The organism is Pseudomonas macauensis (assembly GCF_047902425.1).
Taxonomy (GTDB): domain Bacteria; phylum Pseudomonadota; class Gammaproteobacteria; order Pseudomonadales; family Pseudomonadaceae; genus Pseudomonas.
The window spans coordinates 1,057,799-1,075,122 of record NZ_CP138377.1 but is presented as its reverse complement, the minus strand read 5'-3'; the positions used below and the strand labels follow the sequence as shown (position 1 = coordinate 1,075,122).

The 17,324-nt window shown below is 65.0% G+C and carries 14 protein-coding genes; 11 read left to right on the top strand and 3 right to left on the bottom strand.

Features of this window, described 5'->3' with window-relative positions:
* Positions 1-43: 43 nt before the first annotated feature.
* Positions 44-604, bottom strand: coding sequence for a response regulator transcription factor (locus SD196_RS05025; protein WP_152220615.1), 561 nt, complete (start codon positions 602-604; stop codon positions 44-46).
* A 24-nt stretch (positions 605-628) separates the two neighbouring features.
* A complete protein-coding gene (locus SD196_RS05020; RefSeq protein ID WP_275610323.1) occupies positions 629-1,885 on the bottom strand; it encodes an ATP-binding protein in 1,257 nt (418 codons plus the stop codon).
* 221 nt (positions 1,886-2,106) lie between these two features.
* Between SD196_RS05020 and SD196_RS05015 the strand changes: the two genes are divergently transcribed.
* From SD196_RS05015 to SD196_RS05005, 3 genes are all read left to right on the top strand, one after another.
* Entirely contained in the window at positions 2,107-2,823 is a 717-nt protein-coding gene (locus SD196_RS05015; protein ID WP_275610322.1) for an SIMPL domain-containing protein, read from the top strand.
* A 266-nt stretch (positions 2,824-3,089) separates the two neighbouring features.
* Positions 3,090-4,694 (top strand): ABC transporter substrate-binding protein, encoded by a 1,605-nt coding sequence (locus tag SD196_RS05010; protein WP_331318105.1) that lies wholly within the window; start codon positions 3,090-3,092, stop codon positions 4,692-4,694.
* Between the two features lie 49 nt (positions 4,695-4,743).
* Positions 4,744-6,336 (top strand): ABC transporter substrate-binding protein, encoded by a 1,593-nt coding sequence (locus SD196_RS05005; protein ID WP_370600776.1) that lies wholly within the window; start codon positions 4,744-4,746, stop codon positions 6,334-6,336.
* Positions 6,337-6,898: 562 nt separating this feature from the next.
* Here SD196_RS05005 and SD196_RS05000 read toward each other — a convergent pair.
* Positions 6,899-8,116 carry a Xaa-Pro peptidase family protein gene (locus tag SD196_RS05000; protein ID WP_343574816.1) on the bottom strand — a complete coding sequence of 406 codons (1,218 nt, stop codon included), beginning with the start codon at positions 8,114-8,116 and terminating at the stop codon, positions 6,899-6,901.
* A gap of 174 nt (positions 8,117-8,290) precedes the next feature.
* On the opposite strand from SD196_RS05000, the gene SD196_RS04995 reads away from it, so the two are divergent.
* From SD196_RS04995 to SD196_RS04960, 8 genes are all read left to right on the top strand, one after another.
* On the top strand, positions 8,291-8,854 hold the full coding sequence (locus SD196_RS04995; RefSeq protein ID WP_275610319.1) for a helix-turn-helix domain-containing protein: 564 nt from the start codon (positions 8,291-8,293) through the stop codon (positions 8,852-8,854).
* 196 nt (positions 8,855-9,050) lie between these two features.
* The gene (locus SD196_RS04990) at positions 9,051-10,658 is read left to right on the top strand and encodes an ABC transporter substrate-binding protein (RefSeq protein WP_275610318.1); all 1,608 of its coding nucleotides are present in this window, start codon (positions 9,051-9,053) and stop codon (positions 10,656-10,658) included.
* A gap of 93 nt (positions 10,659-10,751) precedes the next feature.
* Positions 10,752-12,341 (top strand): ABC transporter substrate-binding protein, encoded by a 1,590-nt coding sequence (locus SD196_RS04985; RefSeq protein ID WP_275610317.1) that lies wholly within the window; start codon positions 10,752-10,754, stop codon positions 12,339-12,341.
* A gap of 60 nt (positions 12,342-12,401) precedes the next feature.
* Complete coding sequence (locus tag SD196_RS04980; RefSeq protein ID WP_275610316.1) at positions 12,402-13,412, top strand: ABC transporter permease subunit; 1,011 nt, start codon at positions 12,402-12,404, stop codon at positions 13,410-13,412.
* A 12-nt stretch (positions 13,413-13,424) separates the two neighbouring features.
* Positions 13,425-14,336, top strand: a complete 912-nt coding sequence (locus tag SD196_RS04975; protein ID WP_015475786.1) for an ABC transporter permease subunit — start codon at positions 13,425-13,427, stop codon at positions 14,334-14,336.
* A gap of 145 nt (positions 14,337-14,481) precedes the next feature.
* Positions 14,482-15,459, top strand: a complete 978-nt coding sequence (locus tag SD196_RS04970; RefSeq protein ID WP_275610315.1) for an ABC transporter ATP-binding protein — start codon at positions 14,482-14,484, stop codon at positions 15,457-15,459.
* Positions 15,456-16,427, top strand: a complete 972-nt coding sequence (locus SD196_RS04965; protein ID WP_416311109.1) for a peptide ABC transporter ATP-binding protein — start codon at positions 15,456-15,458, stop codon at positions 16,425-16,427. Before SD196_RS04970 ends, SD196_RS04965 begins: the two co-directional genes overlap by 4 nt.
* A gap of 163 nt (positions 16,428-16,590) precedes the next feature.
* Entirely contained in the window at positions 16,591-17,235 is a 645-nt protein-coding gene (locus SD196_RS04960; RefSeq protein WP_416311108.1) for a hypothetical protein, read from the top strand.
* The last annotated feature ends 89 nt before the right edge of the window (positions 17,236-17,324 follow it).

The window sequence follows — 17,324 nt, the reverse complement described above, 5'->3', positions numbered from 1 at the left end:
ATAAAAGGAGCGCTCAGTTGGCGCTCCTCGTGTTATCGATTACTTAACGCCTCACCGGGCGCTTCTGCAGCTTACGCTGCAATGTTCGCCGGTGCATACCCAGGGCACGGGCGGTCGCGGAGATGTTGCCATCGTGCTCGGCCAGTACGCGCTGGATATGTTCCCACTGCAGGCGATCCACCGACATGGGGTTTTCCGGCACCAGGGTATCCAGGTTGGCGTGCTCGGACAGCAGCCCGGTCAGCACGTCGTCGGCGTCGGCCGGCTTGCACAGGTAGTTGGTGGCGCCGCGCTTGATGGCCTCCACTGCAGTGGCGATGCTGGAGTAACCGGTGAGGATCACCACCCGCATCTCGGGGTCCAGCTCCAGCAGCTTGGGCAGCAGCACCAGACCGGAATCACCGTCCATCTTCAGGTCGAGCACGGCGTAATCGGGCAGGTCCTCCTTGGCCAGGGCCAGGCCTTCTTCGGCGGAGCTGGCGACCGACACCCGCAGCCCGCGGCGGGTCATGGCGCGGGCCATGACGCGGGTAAAGGTGGCATCGTCGTCCACCAGCAACAGGTGGGGCTGCTCTTCGCCTTCGAACTGGATCTCTTCGCTCATGGGACTTCCTCGCAGACGTGGCCCTCAAGCCACGCCATAGCTTCTTGGCAGACGCAACTCCGTCAGAGTGCCGCCATCTTCATGGTTGTACAACTTCACCGTACCGCCCGCCCGCGTCACGCTGGCCTGGCTGAGGAACAGGCCGAGGCCGAAACCCTTGCCCTTGGTGGTGAAGAAAGGCTTGCCGAGCTGTTCGGCAATGGCCAGTGGAACGCCTGGCCCCTGGTCGCGGATGCTCAGGCAGATTTCCCCGGCATCCCAGTCCAGACGAACATCCAGGTCGTCCGGACAGGCGTCGGTGGCGTTGTTCAGCAGGTTGAGCAGCGCCTGGCTCAGGTCGGTGGGCGGAACCATGCGCGGCGCCTTGCCCTTGCCGAGGGTCTGGTAGCGATAGCTGGCTTCCGGACGCATCAGGTGCCAGCGGTGCAGAACCGCGTCCACCCATTCGTCGGCGCCCTGCTCGACCACCGCCTGCCGGCGATCGGCCTCGGCGGCGCGCACCAGGTGCTGCAGGGTGTCCTTGCAGAGCTTCACCTGCTCCTGCAGCAGGGCGAGATCTTCCTGCAGCAGCGGCTGGTCCGCATTGGTCTGGCGCAACTCCTTGAGCAGTACGCTCATGGTCGCCAGCGGCGTGCCCAGTTCGTGGGCGGCGCCGGCGGCCTGGGTGGCCACGGCGAGCAGTTGCTGGTCGCGCATGCCTTCCTCGCGGCGCTGGGCCTGCAATTGCTCCTGCCGGCGCAGCGATTCGGACATGCGCGCCACGAAGAAGGTGATCAGCGCGGCGGCGAGGGCGAAGCTCAGCCACATGCCATAGACCAGCAGGTTGTCACGCTGCCCGGCGGCCATTTCCAGCGGGTGGAACCACACCAGCAGCACGGTGTAGCTGGCCAGCGCCAGGCCGGCGAGAACGATGGTGTAGAGCCAGGGCAAGGTCGCCGCGGCGATGGTCAGCGGCACCAGGTAATAGGAAACGAAGGGGTTGCTGGAACCGCCGGAAAAATACAGCAGCACGCTGTGGATGAGCAGGTCGCAGGCCAGCTGGACGGCATATTCCAGCTCGGTCACCGGCCACGGACCGCGCAGGCGCAGTGCGGTGCCCAGGCAGAGCACCAGGGAAACGCCGAGGGTCACGCTCAGGGCCAGCCATGGCAGCTGGATCAGTTGGGCCTTGTACGCGAGCCCGACGGAGCCGGCCTGGGCGGCAAGCACGAGAATACGGATAAGCGTCAGATGCAGGAGGTTCTGACGGCTGGCGGAAAGCTGGAAAACCGGTGTGCGCATGGTGAATTCCGGAATTTGCGCGAGTATAGCCAAGAGCCCCCTCCAACTTATGCGGCATAGCGCCACAGCATACTCCAGCGCGGGTCCTGGCGGTCGGAAACAATTGGTGACACCCGCCATTAACCCGAAGGGGAACGAATCCCCGTCAAAGGGTCTGACAGTCCTCGCCACAGCCTCTACTACGCTGTGGCCGGGACATTTTCTGGAGCAAGGAGTCATCCATGTCTGTACTGAAGAAACCCTTCACCGCCATCGCCGCCGCCATCGCCCTGTGCGCCACCAGCCTGGGAGCCCTGGCAGACGAACCTCGCTACAACCAGGTTTCGCTGCGCGCCGAGGTCAGCCAGGAAGTCGCCCACGACCTGATGCACGTGACCCTGTTCACCGAAGGGCAGGCCAACGATCCGGCCAAGCTGGCCGGCGAAACCACCACCACCCTGAACGCCGCCCTGGAGCAGGCGCGCAAGGTCAAGGGCGTGACCGTCAGCCTGGGCAGCCGCAACAGCTACCCGGTGTATGACGACAAGGGCCAGAAGATCACCGCCTGGCGCGAGCGCGCGGAAATCCGCCTGGAGAGCGCCGATTTCGCCGCCCTCTCGCAGCTCACCGCCGACCTGCTCGGCAAGCTGAAGATGGGCAGCATGAACTTCAGCATCGCCGATGCCACCCGGGTGAAGAATGAAGACGCGCTGATGAAAGACGCCGTGGGCGCCTTCAAGGCCCGCGCCCAGGTACTCACCGAGGCGCTCGGCGGCAAGGGCTACAAGCTGGTCAGCCTGAACCTGAACACCTCCGGCACGCCGCGCCCGATGCCAGTGATGCGCATGGCGGCGATGAAGGCCGACAGCTACGGCGGCGCCCCGGCGCAGGAAATCGAAGCCGGCACCAGCCAGGTCGTGGTCAGCGCCGACGGCACGATCGAAGTGCAGATGCCCTGATCTGAATCGTTACCGCTGGGCCGCTTCCGTGGCCCAGCGGTAACGGCAACTCCCTTATCCTGGCACGGCATCGCCGAAGACCAGGACGCCGCGACCTGACCACGCGGTTTCCATTGTCGAAATTGCGACATTCCCTTGCACTCGCGTCACAACTTCTACACTCATCCCCGCCAGCAGCTTGCGCACGGCATGTGCCGTGCATAGTTTCACGCAACGCAGCCCACAAGGCTGTTCCTCGATGACAACCAGAATAACCAGAGGTCCGTATGCGTAAGAACGCCGTCATCCGCTCCATGATTGCCGCTGGGTTGATCGCCAGCGCACCGCTGTTCGCTCACGCCGCCAACAACCTGGTCTACTGCTCCGAAGGCAGTCCGGCGGGCTTCGACCCCGGCCAGTACACCACCGGCACCGACTTCGACGCCTCGGCGGAAACCGTGTTCAACCGCCTGACCCAGTTCGAGCGGGGCGGCACCCAGGTCATCCCCGGCCTGGCCGAGAAGTGGGAAGTCTCCGATGACGGCAAGACCTACACCTTCCACCTGCGTTCGGGCGTGAAGTTCCACACCACCGACTACTTCAAGCCGACCCGCGAATTCAACGCCGACGACGTGCTGTTCACCTTCAACCGCATGCTCGACAAGAACCATCCGTTCCGTAAGGCGTACCAGACCGAATTCCCCTACTTCACCGACATGGGCATGGACGCGAACATCGCCAAGGTGGAGAAGGTCGACGACAAGACCGTCAAGTTCACCCTCAACGAAGTCGACGCCGCCTTCATCCAGAACCTGGCCATGAGCTTCGCCTCCATCCAGTCCGCCGAATACGCCGACCAGTTGCTCAAGCAGGGCAAGGCCAGCGACATCAACCAGAAGCCCATCGGCACCGGTCCCTTCGTGTTCAGCCGTTACCAGAAGGACGCGATGATCCGCTTCAAGGCCAACCCGGACTACTGGAACAAGGGTGAGGTGAAGATCGACAACCTGATCTTCGCCATCAACACCGACGCCTCGGTGCGCATGCAGAAGCTCAAGGCCAACGAGTGCCAGATCACCCTCTTCCCGCGCCCGGCCGACCTGGAAGCGCTGAAGAAGGATGCGAACCTGAACATGCCGTCGCAGCCGGGCTTCAACCTCGGTTACATCGCCTACAACGTGCTGCACAAGCCGCTGGACAAGCTGGAAGTGCGCGAGGCGCTGGACATGGCGGTGAACAAGAAGGCGATCATCGACGCCGTCTACCAGGGCGCCGGCCAGCTCGCCGTGAATGGTATGCCGCCGACCCAGTGGTCCTACGACGACAGCATCAAGGATGCCGGCTACAACCCGGAAAAGGCCAAGGAACTGCTGAAGAAGGCCGGCGTGCCCGAAGGCACCGAGATCACCCTGTGGGCTATGCCGGTGCAGCGCCCGTACAACCCGAACGCCAAGCTGATGGCGGAAATGCTGCAGTCCGACTGGGCCAAGGTCGGCATCAAGGCCAAGATCGTCACCTACGAATGGGGCGAGTACATCAAGCGCGCCAAGGGTGGCGAGCACGACGCCATGCTGATCGGCTGGAGCGGCGACAACGGTGACCCGGACAACTGGCTGGGCACCCTCTACGGTTGCGATGCCGTGGACGGCAACAACTTCTCCAAATGGTGCGACCAGTCCTACGACAAGCTGATCAAGGCTGCCAAGCGCACCCCGGACCAGGCCAAGCGCACCGAGCTGTACAAGCAGGCCCAGCACATCCTCAAGGAGCAGGTGCCGATCACCCCGATCGCCCACTCCACCGTGTACCAGCCGATGCGCAAGACCGTACAGGACTTCAAGATCAGCCCGTTCGCGCTGAACTCGTTCTACGGCGTCAGCGTAGGCAAGTAAGGCCAATGGCCGCCGGGTCCTCCGGCGGCCTTTTTTCCGGCAATCCGCCGTGCGCACAGCGCTTATCCGCCTGACCCTCGTCAGCCTGCTCGGCTGCGCGCCGGCCTTCGGCCAGTCCCTGGTGGTATGTACCGAGGCCAGTCCGGAAGGCTTCGACATCACCCAGTACACCGCCGCCACCACTGCCGACGCGTCTGCGGAGACGGTGTTCGAACGCCTGGTCCAGTTCGCCCCCGGCAGCACCCGCCTGGTGCCCGCGCTGGCGGAAAGCTGGGAGATCAGCGACGACGGCCTGCAATACACCTTCGCCCTGCGCCAGGGTGTGAAATTCCACAACACCGACTACTTCACGCCGACCCGCGAGTTCAACGCCGACGACGTGCTCTGGAGCTTCCAGCGCCAGCTAGACCCGCAACACCCCTGGAACAAGCTCGCCCCGCGCGGCTTCCCCTACGCCGAGGCGATGGGCCTGCCTGCTCTGATCAGCGCGGTGGAAAAGCTCGACGACCACCATGTGCGCTTCACCCTGAGGCACCCCGAAGCCCCCTTCCTCGCAGACCTGGCGATGGGTTTCGCCTCCATATATTCCGCCGAATACGGCGATCTGCTGCTCGCGGCGCAAAAGGCCGAGCAGTTGAACAACCTGCCTGTCGGCACTGGGCCGTTCGTCTTCCAGCGCTACCAGAAGGATGCCCAGGTCCGTTTCAACGCCAACCCGGACTACTGGGGCGGCAAGCCGAAGATCGACCGCCTGCTGCTGGCGATCACCCCCGATCCGAACGTACGCATCCAGAAGATCAAGGCCGGCGACTGCCAGATCGCCGTCTACCCCAAGCCCACGGACATCCCCGCACTGCGCCAGGCGCCGAACCTGACGGTGGAGGAACTGGATTCCCTGCTGGTGGCCTACGTAGCCCTCAATACCCGGCACAAGCCGCTGGACGACGTGCGCGTGCGGCAGGCGATCAACCTCGCCTTCGACCGCGACGCCTACCTCAAGGCACAGTTCGGCGAAGGCGCCGCGACCCCGGCCGTCGCGCCCTACCCGCCAACACTCTGGGGTTCCGACCCGCAGCTCAAGGGCTGGCCCCACGATCCGGCACGGGCGAAACAGCTGCTGGAGGAAGCCGGCATCAAGCCCGGCCTGAAGCTGTCGATCTGGACCCGCCCCGGCGGTGGCCCGACCAACCCCAACCCCGGTATCGGTGCGCAGATGCTGCAGGATGACCTGGAGAAGATTGGCATCCACGCAGACATCCGCGTGTTCGAATGGGGCGAACTGATCAAGCGCGCCAAACAGGGCGAGCACGACCTGATCTTCATGGGCTGGGTCGGCGACAACGGCGATCCGGACAACTTCCTCACGCCGAACCTGTCCTGTGCGGCGGCCAGGAGCGGCGAGAACCAGGCCGGCTGGTGCAACGCCGAGTTCGACGAACTGCTGCGTCAGGCCCGCGCCAGCACCGACCAGGACGTCCGCGCCGGCCTGTACCGCCAGGCGCTGGCGATCTTCCAGCGCGAGGCGCCGTGGATCGCCCTGGCCTATCCCAAGCAGTTCGCAGTGGTGCGCCCGGAGGTGAAGGGCTTCACCCTCAGCCCCCTGGGCGCAAACAACTTCTCGCGGGTCGAACTGAGCCCCTGAGTTTTACCTGTAGGGGCGGACTCCCGCTCTGGCTCTTGAAGGCTTCCAGAGAAATATCCGCGCACACCGGAGCGCCCCTTCAGGAGGCCGAGTGGAGTCGGAGTTTCAGGGGTTGAGCGGCATGGATGCCGCGAGAGCGTCGTTGGGCCATGGATGGCCCGTCGACGCGGGCCCCTGAAACTCCGATGGAGCGAGGGAAGTCCCGCGAAGCGGGACCCGGATGCAGGGGCAAGCCTTCTTGGTTACTTCTTCGGCGTTTGGAAGAAGTAACTCGCCCGAGGGGGCGAAACAAAACCTCTCAGCCCACGCCGAAGCGGCGCTGAAACACCCAACCCAGAAGAGCCTCGCGGACAGAGCCCGCTCCTACAAGATCAAGAGCCCCTCACCCTAACCCTGGCTGCGCGCCCCGCTCCTCAAGCGGGAGAGGGGACCGTTCAGTGCAGGATGAAACCACTACGTCAGCCGGCACAATCTGCCCCCTCTCCTTCTGGGAGAGGGCTGGGGTGAGGGGAATTCAGTGGTACGGACTTACCATAGAAGACTGTTGCTCCTACGAAAGCGCTCAGCCTTCCAGGCCGAAGGGATCATCCACCGAATGGCTCGGCCGGGTGAACCAGCGCGGACCGTCCGCCGTCATGTAGAAGTGATCCTCCAGACGAATGCCGAACTCGCCCGGCACGCAGATCATCGGCTCGTTGCTGAAGCACATGCCAACGTCCAGTGGCGTGCTGTCGCCACGCACCAGATACGGCCCTTCGTGGATATCCAGGCCGATGCCATGACCGGTGCGATGCGGCAGGCCGGGCAAGGCGTAGTCCGGTCCCAGGCCGCCGGCCTCCAGGCAACGCCGCGCGGCGGCATCCACCTGTTCGCAGGGCGAGCCGAGCGACGCGGCGTCGAAGGCCGCCTGCTGCGCGGCCTTCTCCAGGTTCCACAACTCGCGCTGACGCGCACTGGGCGTGCCGAATACGTAGCTGCGGGTGATATCCGAGTTGTAGCCGTACAGCTGGCAACCGGCGTCGATCAGCACCATGTCGCCATCGCGCAACGGACGCGGCTGGCGTACGCCATGGGGGAAGGCGCTGTCCTCGCCGAACAGCACGATGCAGAAAGTCGAGCCCGGCGCCCCCACCTTCCTGTGCGCGGCCTCGATGAAGCGCGTCACTTCGGTGGTGGTAATGCCTTCACGCAGGATGCTGGCAGCGGCCTTATGCACCTCCAGGGTCATGTCCTTGGCACGCTGCATCAGCGCCAGCTCGGCCGGCGACTTGCAGCGGCGGCACTGCTCGACCAGCGCGCCGCCATCCACCAGCTGCAGCCCGCCAGCCGCCTGGCGCAGGCGCTCGTACATGCCGAACGGCAGGCTGTGGGAAAGCCCGACTCGCGCGCCGTCGCGCACTTCGATCTCCGCCAGCATTTCGACCAGCAGGGTGAACGGGCTTTCGTGTTCCGCCCAGACGCTGATGCTGCCGGGCAGCACCTGCAGGTCACGTACCGTGCCCTCCTCGAAAGCGGGAGCGATGTAATGCACGTCGCCACGGGCCGGCACCAGTGCGCCGACCATCCGCTCGCTGGGGCTCCACTTCAACCCGGTGAAATAGAACAGCGAGCTGCCGGCATCGATGAACACCGCTGCCATTCCCTGGGCCTGCATGAGTTGCTGCAGGCGCTCGATGCGCAGGCGATATTCCGCCAGCGCGATTGGCTCGGCGCCATCGGTCATCACCTGCAACCTGGCCAGCGCTTGTTCAGGGCTTGCGCCCCCTACACCCAGTGTCATGAGACTCTCCCTGCGGGAACGGAAATGGCAGAAATTTAAGCAGCACTGAAATTTTGGGTCAAAGACTTTTCAGCCGAGGGTATATTTCGCCCGATTTTCCACCCCATCATGGCGCGATGCTTTCAGCCAGCGACGACGCTGGTATGCTGCCCGCGTCCCACAAGAGCCTTGCCAATGTCCGCAGATCGTATCGGAGAACGCCTGCGCCGTTATCGGCGCGCGGCGAAGAAAACCCTGAACCAGGTGGCCGCCGAATCGGGCCTTACCGCCAGCTTCCTGTCCCAGGCCGAGCGCAATCTCACCGGCGTCTCGCTGTCGTCATTGGCGAGCATCGCCAAGGCTCTCGACGTGCCGCTCAACGCGCTGTTCGACTCGCCGCAGCAGATTCCGCCGGACTCGCACCAGGGCGAGCGCGTGCGCTACACCATCGAAGGCCAGCCGCTGAGCTACGAGCGACTGTCCAGCAGCTTTCCCGGCAATCAGTTGAATGCGGTGAAAGTCACGGTCCCGGTGGGCTACGAATCGGAACTGATCACCCACGACGGCTCGGAATTCGCCTACGTCCTCAGCGGGCGCATCACCTATGAGATCGACGGCCACACCTACCCGCTGGGTCCGGGCGATTCCGTGCACTTTGATTCCGGCAAGCGTCACTGCCTGCGCAATGCCGGTGACAGCGTCGCCGAAATGCTCTCGGTCACCACCCTGCCACTGTTCGGCGAACATCTCGCGACCTGACCCCATGGGCTGGAAAACTTTCAGCCGCACTGAATTTTAAGTTGAACTTAATTTCAGCCTGACTTAACTTCTGCGACGGCCTGGGCAGACGCTCTCCGGCCGTTTACGGACGCCCCTATCCGGGTCGTCCGCCCGAGTCGGTCCCGGACCTTATCGGTTCGCCGGCCCTGAAAAAGAACAAGAATGAGGTCAGGCAATGCGCAAGATGCGACGTAATCCCCTGCACGCAATCGCCCTGGGCGGGCTGTTGCTCGCCGGCTCCGCGGCCCATGCCGCCTCCAGCCTGGTGTACTGCTCCGAAGGCAGCCCGGCGGGCTTCGACCCCGGCCAATACACCACCGGCACCGATTACGACGCCACCTCCGAAACCCTGTTCAACCGACTCGTGCAGTTCCAGCGCGGCGGCACCGAAGCCCAGCCAGCCCTGGCTGAAAGCTGGGAGACCTCCGCCGACGGCAAGTCCTGGACCTTCCACCTGCGCCCGGGCGTGAAATTCCACACCACCGACTACTTCAAGCCGACCCGCGAATTCAACGCCGACGACGTGCTGTTCACCTTCAACCGCATGCTCGACAAGGACCAGCCGTTCCGCAAGGCGTACCCCACCGAATTCCCCTACTTCACCGACATGGGCCTGGACCGCAACATCGCCAAGGTGGAAAAGCTCGACGACAAGACCGTCAAGTTCACCCTCAACGACGTCGACGCCGCATTCATCCAGAACCTGGCGATGAACTTCGCGGTGATCCAGTCCGCGGAGTACGCCGACCAGTTGCTCAAGCAGGGCAAGCCCGCCGAGATCAACCAGAAGCCAATCGGCACCGGTCCCTTCGTGTTCAGCCGCTACCAGAAGGACGCGCTGATCCGTTTCAAGGCCAACAAGGACTACTGGAAGCCGGAGGACGTGAAGGTCGACAACCTGATCTTCGCCATCAACACCGACGCCTCGGTGCGCGTGCAGAAGCTCAAGGCCGGGGAGTGCCAGATCACCCTGAACCCGCGCCCGGCCGACCTGGAAGCGCTGAAGCAGGACCCGAACCTGAACATGCCCTCGCAGCCGGGCTTCAACCTCGGCTACCTGGCCTACAACGTCACCCATGCCCCGCTGGACAAGACCGACGTGCGCCGCGCGCTGGACATGGCGCTGAACAAGCAGGCGATCATCGACGCCATCTACCAGGGCGCCGGTCAGTTGGCGGTGAACGCCATGCCGCCGACCCAGTGGTCCTATGACAGCGCGATCAAGGGCCAGGCCTACGATCCGGAACAGGCCAAAGCGTTGCTGAAGAAGGCCGGCGTGCCCGAAGGCACCGAGATCACCCTGTGGGCCATGCCGGTACAGCGCCCGTACAACCCCAATGCCAAGCTGATGGCCGAAATGATCCAGGCGGACTGGGCCAAGGTCGGCATCAAGGCCAAGATCGTCACCTACGAGTGGGGCGAGTACATCAAGCGCGCCCACGCCGGTGAACACGACGCCATGCTGTTCGGCTGGACCGGCGACAACGGCGACCCGGACAACTGGCTGGGCACGCTCTACGGCTGCGATTCTGTGAGCGGCAACAACGTTTCCAAGTGGTGCGACGCGGACTACGACAAGCTGGTGCGCCAGGCTAAGGCCACCACCGACCACGACCAGCGCGTCGCCCTCTACCAGAAGGCCCAGCAACTGCTGGCGCAGCAGCTGCCCATCAGCCCCATCGCCCACTCCACCGTCTACCAGCCCATGCGCAAGTCGGTGCAGGGCTTCCTGATCAGCCCCTTCGGACGCAATTCCTTCTACGGCGTGGCCAACCATCCCTGACCACCGCCTGAACGCCAGCCCGGCCGAGACCGGGCGGCGTACCCGCCTTCGCCTCCGCCTGCCGACTAGCCCATCGTTGTAAGGAGATTCGCCATGTCCCTCTCGCGCGCTCTTCCCCTGCTACTCCTCCTGGGCAGCGGCACCGCCCTGGCGCAGAACCTGGTGGTCTGCACCGAAGCGAGCCCGGAAGGCTTCGACATCGTCCAGTACACCGGTGCGGTGACCAACGACGCCGCCGGCGAAGCAATCTTCAACCGCCTGGTGGACTTCCGCCCGGGCACCACCGAACTGGTACCGTCCCTGGCCGAACGCTGGGAGGTCAGCCCCGACGGGCTGACCTACACCTTCCACCTGCGCACGGGTGTGAAGTTCCACAGCACCGAGTACTTCACGCCGACCCGCGAACTGAACGCCGACGACGTGCTCTGGACCTTCCAGCGCGCCCTCGATCCCAAGCACCCCTGGCACGCCTCCGCCGTGCGCGGCTACGCCTACTTCGATGCCATGGGCATGCGCGACCTGATCAAGTCGGTGGACAAGCTCGACGACCACACCGTGCGCTTCACCCTCAACCATCCCGAAGCGCCCTTCCTCGCCGACATGGCCATGGGTTTCGCCTCGATCTATTCCGCCGAATACGGCGACCAGCTGCTCGCCGCCGGCAAGCAGGGCCAGATCAACAACCTGCCCATCGGCACCGGCCCGTTCGTCTTCAGCCGCTACGCCAAGGACGCCCAGGTGCGCTATCGCGCCAACCCGGACTACTTCCGCGGCAAACCCGCCATCGACAACCTGGTGTTCGCCATCACCCCGGACTCCAACGTCCGCCTGCAGAAGATTCGCCGCGGCGAGTGCCAGATCGCGCTCTACCCCAAGCCGGCCGACGTGCCGGTACTCCAGCAGGACAAGAACCTGGCGGTGGACAGCATCGACGCCCTGCTGACCACCTACGTCGCCCTGAACACGAAACACAAGCCGCTGGATGACGTGCGCGTGCGCCAGGCGATCAACCTCGCCGTCGACAAGAAGGCCATGCTCGACGCCGTGTACGGCGCCGATGCGGTCACACCGGCGATCACCCCCTACCCGTCGAGCATGCTGGGCTACAACAGCGACATCCAGGACTGGCCGCACGACCCGGAGCGCGCCAGGGCGCTGCTCAGGGAAGCGGGCGTTGCAAACCTCAAGCTGACCCTGCTGACCCGCAACGGCAGCTCCTCGACCATCCCCAACGCTGCGCAGATGGCACAGATGCTGCAATCCGATCTGGCCAAGGTCGGCATCGACCTGCAGATCCGCACCCTGGAGTTCGGCGAACTGATCAAGCGCATCAAGGCTGGCGAGCACGACCTGTCGCTGTACGGCGGCTGGGCCGGCGACAACGGCGACCCGGACAACTTCCTCTCGCCCAACCTTTCCTGTGCCGCGGCGAAATCCGGGGAAAACCACGCGTTCTGGTGCGATCAGGCCTTCGAAACGCTGATTCAGGAAGCCCGTCAGACGAATGACACGGCCAAACGGGCAGATCTGTATAGAAAGGCGACATCCCTATTCCACGAACAATCGCCATGGATTCCCCTGGCGCATCCTAAGCTGTTCAATGTGCGACGCAGCAATATCGAGGGCTACACCATCAGCCCGCTGACCACCAACAACTTCGCCGACATCCAGGTGAAGCAATAAGAAACCGGCGCCATCAGCACCCCCGATGAGTAGCCGCTCGATGAGGAGTCCTCAACCACCATGCTGAGTTTCATCGCACGCCGATTCGGTCTGCTGATCCCGACCTTCTTCGGCGTCACCCTCCTGACCTTCGCACTGATCCGCCTGATTCCGGGCGACCCTGTGGAAGTGATGATGGGTGAACGCCGCGTCGACCCGCAGATGCACGCCGAGGCCATGCACCGCCTGGGTCTCGACAAGCCTCTCTACCAGCAGTACCTCGACTACATCGGCAACCTTGCCCAGGGCAACCTGGGTGAATCGCTGACCACCCGCGACAGCGTGTGGAACGAATTCCTCACCCTCTTCCCCGCCACCCTCGAACTGTCGCTGGCGGCCCTGCTGTTCGCCGGCACCTTCGGCCTGCTGGCCGGGGTGATCGCGGCGCTCAAACGGGGCTCACTGTTCGATCACGGGGTGATGACGATCTCCCTGGCCGGCTATTCGATGCCGATCTTCTGGTGGGGCCTGATCCTGATCATGCTGTTCTCCGTGAGCCTGGGCTGGACCCCGGTGTCCGGGCGCCTGGACCTGCTCTACGACATCGAGCCGAAAACCGGCTTCATGCTCATCGACACTCTGCTCTCCGGCGAGGAAGGCGCGTTCGTGGATGCCGTGCGCCACCTGATCCTGCCGGCCATCGTGCTGGGCACCATCCCACTGGCGGTGATCGCCCGCATGACCCGCTCGGCGATGCTCGAAGTGCTGCGCGAGGACTACGTGCGCACCGCCCGCGCCAAGGGCCTGTCGCCGGCCCGCGTGGTGTTCATCCACGCCCTGCGCAACGCCATGATCCCAGTGCTCACCGTGTTCGGCCTGCAGGTCGGCACGCTGCTCGCCGGCGCAGTGCTCACCGAGACCATCTTCTCCTGGCCGGGCATCGGCAAATGGCTGATCGACGCGATCAGCCGCCGCGATTATCCGGTGGTGCAGAACGGCATCCTCCTGGTGGCGACCCTGGTGATCCTGGTCAACTTCACCGTGGACATCCTCTACGGTCTGGCCAACCCACGCATCCGCCACCAACGCTGAGGAGCCCACGCCATGAATGCCAACGCCAAAGCTCCCGCCAGCGACCCGAGCCTGGTCTACCCCTCCCCACTGAAAGAATTCTGGCAAGCCTTCTCGCGCAACAAGGGCGCGGTCGGCGGCCTGCTGTTCATGCTGGTCATCGTGTTCTGTGCGCTGTTTGCCCCCTGGGTGGCGCCCCATGACCCGAGCTGGCAGTTCCGCGAGTACCTGCTCACCCCGCCGGCCTGGCAGGAAGGCGGGCAGATGCGCTTCCTACTGGGCACCGACGAACTGGGCCGCGACCTGCTTTCGCGCCTGATGCACGGCGCGCGACTGTCGTTGAAGATCGGCCTGGCCTCGGTGGTGATCTCGATGATCCCCGGCATCATCCTCGGCCTGTTCGCCGGTTTCTCGCCCAACCGCCTGGGCCCGGTGATCATGCGCCTGATGGACATCATGCTGGCCCTGCCCTCGCTGCTGCTGGCGGTAGCCATCGTCGCCATCCTCGGCCCAGGCCTGATCAACACCGTGATCGCCATCGCCATCGTCTCGCTGCCGGCCTACGTGCGCCTGACCCGCGCCGCCGTGATGGGCGAGCTGAACCGCGACTACGTTACCGCCTCGCGCCTGGCCGGCGCCGGCACCCTGCGCCTGATGTTCGTCACCGTGCTGCCCAACTGCATGGCGCCGCTGATCGTGCAGGCCACCCTGAGCTTCTCCTCGGCCATCCTCGATGCCGCCGCCCTGGGCTTCCTCGGCCTGGGCGTGCAGCCGCCGACCCCCGAGTGGGGCACCATGCTGGCCTCCGCGCGCGACTACATCGAGCGCGCCTGGTGGGTCGTCTCGCTGCCCGGCCTGACCATCCTGCTCAGCGTACTGGCGATCAACCTGATGGGCGACGGCCTGCGCGACGCGCTGGACCCGAAGCTGAAGAACGCGGCGTGAGGAGCTCCCGGATGAAAACTCTCGTGCTCTTCGTAGGAGCGAGCTTGCTCGCGAACCTGCAGCCCCCTGCGTTCCCCGTTCGCGAGCAAGGACTAAGGCGTCCCCCTCGCTCCTACAAGAACAAGAACCTGATGGAGACCGCCGTATGAGCCTCCTCGACCTGCGCAATCTCTCGGTACGCTTTGGCGACCGCAATGCCGTCCCGGTGGTGGATGGCCTTGACCTCTCGGTGGACAAGGGCGAAGTCCTGGCCATCGTCGGCGAATCCGGTTCCGGCAAATCCGTGACCATGATGGCCCTGATGGGCCTGATCGACGCCCCCGGCATCATCACCGCCGACGCCATGCAGTTCGACGGTACCGACATGCTGCGCCTGAAGGGCCGCGAGCGTCGGCGCATCGTCGGCAAGGACATCGCCATGGTCTTCCAGGACCCGATGACCGCGCTCAACCCCAGCTTCACCGTCGGCTACCAGATCGAGGAAGTGCTCAAGCTTCACCTCGGCCTGCGCGGCAAGGCCTTGCGCCAACGCGCCCTGGAACTGCTCGAACGGGTGGAAATCCCCGGCGCCGCCCAGCGCCTGGACGCCTACCCGCACCAGCTCTCCGGCGGCATGAGCCAGCGCGTGGCAATCGCCATGGCGATTGCCGGCGAGCCCAAGCTACTGATCGCCGACGAACCCACCACCGCGTTGGACGTGACCATCCAGGCGCAGATCATGGAACTGCTGCTCAACCTGCAGCGCGACCAGGGCATGGCGCTGATCCTGATCACCCACGACCTCGCCGTGGTCGCCGAGACCGCCCAGCGCGTCTGCGTGATGTACGCAGGGCAAGCGGTGGAGATCGGCCAGGTGCCGGCGCTGTTCGACGCGCCGACCCATCCCTATACGGAAGCGCTGCTCAAGGCCATTCCCGAGCACAGCGCCGGAGAGGAACGCCTGGCTACCCTGCCCGGCATCGTCCCCGGCAAGTACGACCGCCCGCAGGGCTGCCTGCTGTCACCGCGCTGCCCCTACGCGCAGGACAACTGCCGTGCCGTGCGTCCGGCCCTGGAACCCCATGCACGCGGCGCCGTGCGCTGCTTCTACCCGCTCAACCTGAACACCGAGGTGGCCCGATGAACGCCGTCCTGACCGCCCGCGACCTCACCCGTCACTACGAAATCTCCCAGGGTGTATTCAAGCCGCACGCCCTGGTCCGCGCGCTCAATGGCGTGTCCTTCGACCTGCAGGCCGGCAAGACCCTCGCCGTGGTCGGCGAATCCGGCTGCGGCAAGTCCACCCTGGCGCGCGCCCTGACCCTGATCGAGGAGCCCACTTCCGGCTCCCTGCAGATCGCCGGCCACGAGGTGAAAGGCGCCAACCACGAGACGCGCAAGCAACTGCGCCGCGACGTGCAGATGGTTTTCCAGAACCCCTACGCCTCGCTCAACCCACGGCAGAAGATCGGTGACCAGCTGGCCGAGCCACTGCTGATCAACACCAGCCTGTCGCGGGCCGAACGCCGCGAGCGCGTGCAGGCCATGATGAAGCAGGTCGGCCTGCGCCCCGAGCACTACCAGCGCTACCCGCACATGTTCTCCGGCGGCCAGCGCCAGCGCATCGCCCTGGCCCGCGCCATGATGCTGCGGCCCAAGGTGCTGGTGGCGGACGAACCGACCTCGGCGCTGGACGTGTCGATCCAGGCCCAGGTGCTCAACCTGTTCATGGACCTGCAGCAGGAGTTCGGTACCGCCTACGTGTTCATCTCCCACAACCTCGCCGTGGTCCGCCACGTGGCCGACGACGTGCTGGTGATGTACCTCGGCCGCCCCGCGGAAATGGGCCCGGCGGACAAGCTCTACGAACGCCCGCTGCACCCTTACACCCAGGCCCTGCTGTCGGCGACCCCGGCCATCCACCCCGATCCGGACAAGCCGAAGATCAAGATCCAGGGCGAACTCCCCAACCCGCTCAACCCGCCCAGCGGCTGCGCCTTCCACAAACGCTGCCCGTATGCGACGGAACGCTGCAAGAGCGAGGTGCCGGAGCTGCGGATGCTGGATGAGCGCCAGGTGGCGTGCCACCACGCGGAGCAATTCCTGAACTGAAAGGCGGTGGGCCGGTCTTAGGCCGGCCCACCCTTTCGGCTTCAGCTGCGTCCTACCGCGCATCAGGAACAGGCCTACCGCCTGATCCGGCCTGTCCCGCTAGGGTGGCGTCCCGCCACTGTCCTGCACTGCAGTGGCCGTTATCCACAGGGCCACGCCAGTCATGCTGTTGTTCTTCCTCCTGCTCATCCTCGTTACCGCGATCATCGCCAACGTCCAGATCCACCGGTGGAAACGCCAGCGGCGACTCGACCTGCGCGCAGCCGTGGGCTCGCGGAAGAAGGCGACGCCGAAAAAGAAGATCAAGGAAGACCTCGACCTCGACCAGATCGACTGGGAGAGTCTCGACCAGGAGGAGCTGGACTTCGCCGCGCCGGCGCCGCCACCGCCGCCCAAACCCGCCCCCGCGAAGGCACCCGCAGAGCCTCCCGAGGCGAAGCCGCCAGCGGCGCCAAAGGACGAGTTCTACCCGCTGGAGCGCGCCTTGCCGCCGGGGCAGCTCTCCGCCGCGCAGCGCGACGCAGCCATGGCCCAATTGCTCAAGACCAGCCTGTACATCCCCACCCCGGAGCCCGGCGAGAAGCACGTCGTGCTGGACATGGATGACGGCGGCTACGTGCCCGTCGCCACCCATCCGGCGGCGGCGGCCATCGCCCTGGGCCATCTGGCCGAAAGCATGAAACAACGCATGGGCGAGCAACTCCTGAAGGAACTGCGCGGCGGCGACCTCGGGTTGCTGGTCGTCGCGCGCAATCCGCAGAAGCCCACGGTAGCCCGCCTGTGGAAAATCCAGCCGGAAGACCTGTAGGGCGTACAACCGTTCGCGGTTGTACGCCGATACGCCGATGCCATCGCCGACACGGTGGTCGAGCTTGGCCAACGCCCCGGCTCCCCCCG

Bases quoted from the DNA above. Each gene is read 5' to 3' on its own strand.
- SD196_RS05025 (WP_152220615.1), bottom strand. From the start codon at position 604: ATGAGCGAAGAGATCCAGTTCGAAGGCGAAGAGCAGCCCCACCTGTTG.
- SD196_RS05020 (WP_275610323.1), bottom strand. From the start codon at position 1,885: ATGCGCACACCGGTTTTCCAGCTTTCCGCCAGCCGTCAGAACCTCCTG.
- SD196_RS05015 (WP_275610322.1), top strand. From the start codon at position 2,107: ATGTCTGTACTGAAGAAACCCTTCACCGCCATCGCCGCCGCCATCGCC.
- SD196_RS05010 (WP_331318105.1), top strand. From the start codon at position 3,090: ATGCGTAAGAACGCCGTCATCCGCTCCATGATTGCCGCTGGGTTGATC.
- SD196_RS05000 (WP_343574816.1), bottom strand. From the start codon at position 8,116: ATGACACTGGGTGTAGGGGGCGCAAGCCCTGAACAAGCGCTGGCCAGG.
- SD196_RS04995 (WP_275610319.1), top strand. From the start codon at position 8,291: ATGTCCGCAGATCGTATCGGAGAACGCCTGCGCCGTTATCGGCGCGCG.
- SD196_RS04990 (WP_275610318.1), top strand. From the start codon at position 9,051: ATGCGCAAGATGCGACGTAATCCCCTGCACGCAATCGCCCTGGGCGGG.
- SD196_RS04985 (WP_275610317.1), top strand. From the start codon at position 10,752: ATGTCCCTCTCGCGCGCTCTTCCCCTGCTACTCCTCCTGGGCAGCGGC.
- SD196_RS04980 (WP_275610316.1), top strand. From the start codon at position 12,402: ATGCTGAGTTTCATCGCACGCCGATTCGGTCTGCTGATCCCGACCTTC.
- SD196_RS04975 (WP_015475786.1), top strand. From the start codon at position 13,425: ATGAATGCCAACGCCAAAGCTCCCGCCAGCGACCCGAGCCTGGTCTAC.
- SD196_RS04970 (WP_275610315.1), top strand. From the start codon at position 14,482: ATGAGCCTCCTCGACCTGCGCAATCTCTCGGTACGCTTTGGCGACCGC.
- SD196_RS04965 (WP_416311109.1), top strand. From the start codon at position 15,456: ATGAACGCCGTCCTGACCGCCCGCGACCTCACCCGTCACTACGAAATC.
- SD196_RS04960 (WP_416311108.1), top strand. From the start codon at position 16,591: ATGCTGTTGTTCTTCCTCCTGCTCATCCTCGTTACCGCGATCATCGCC.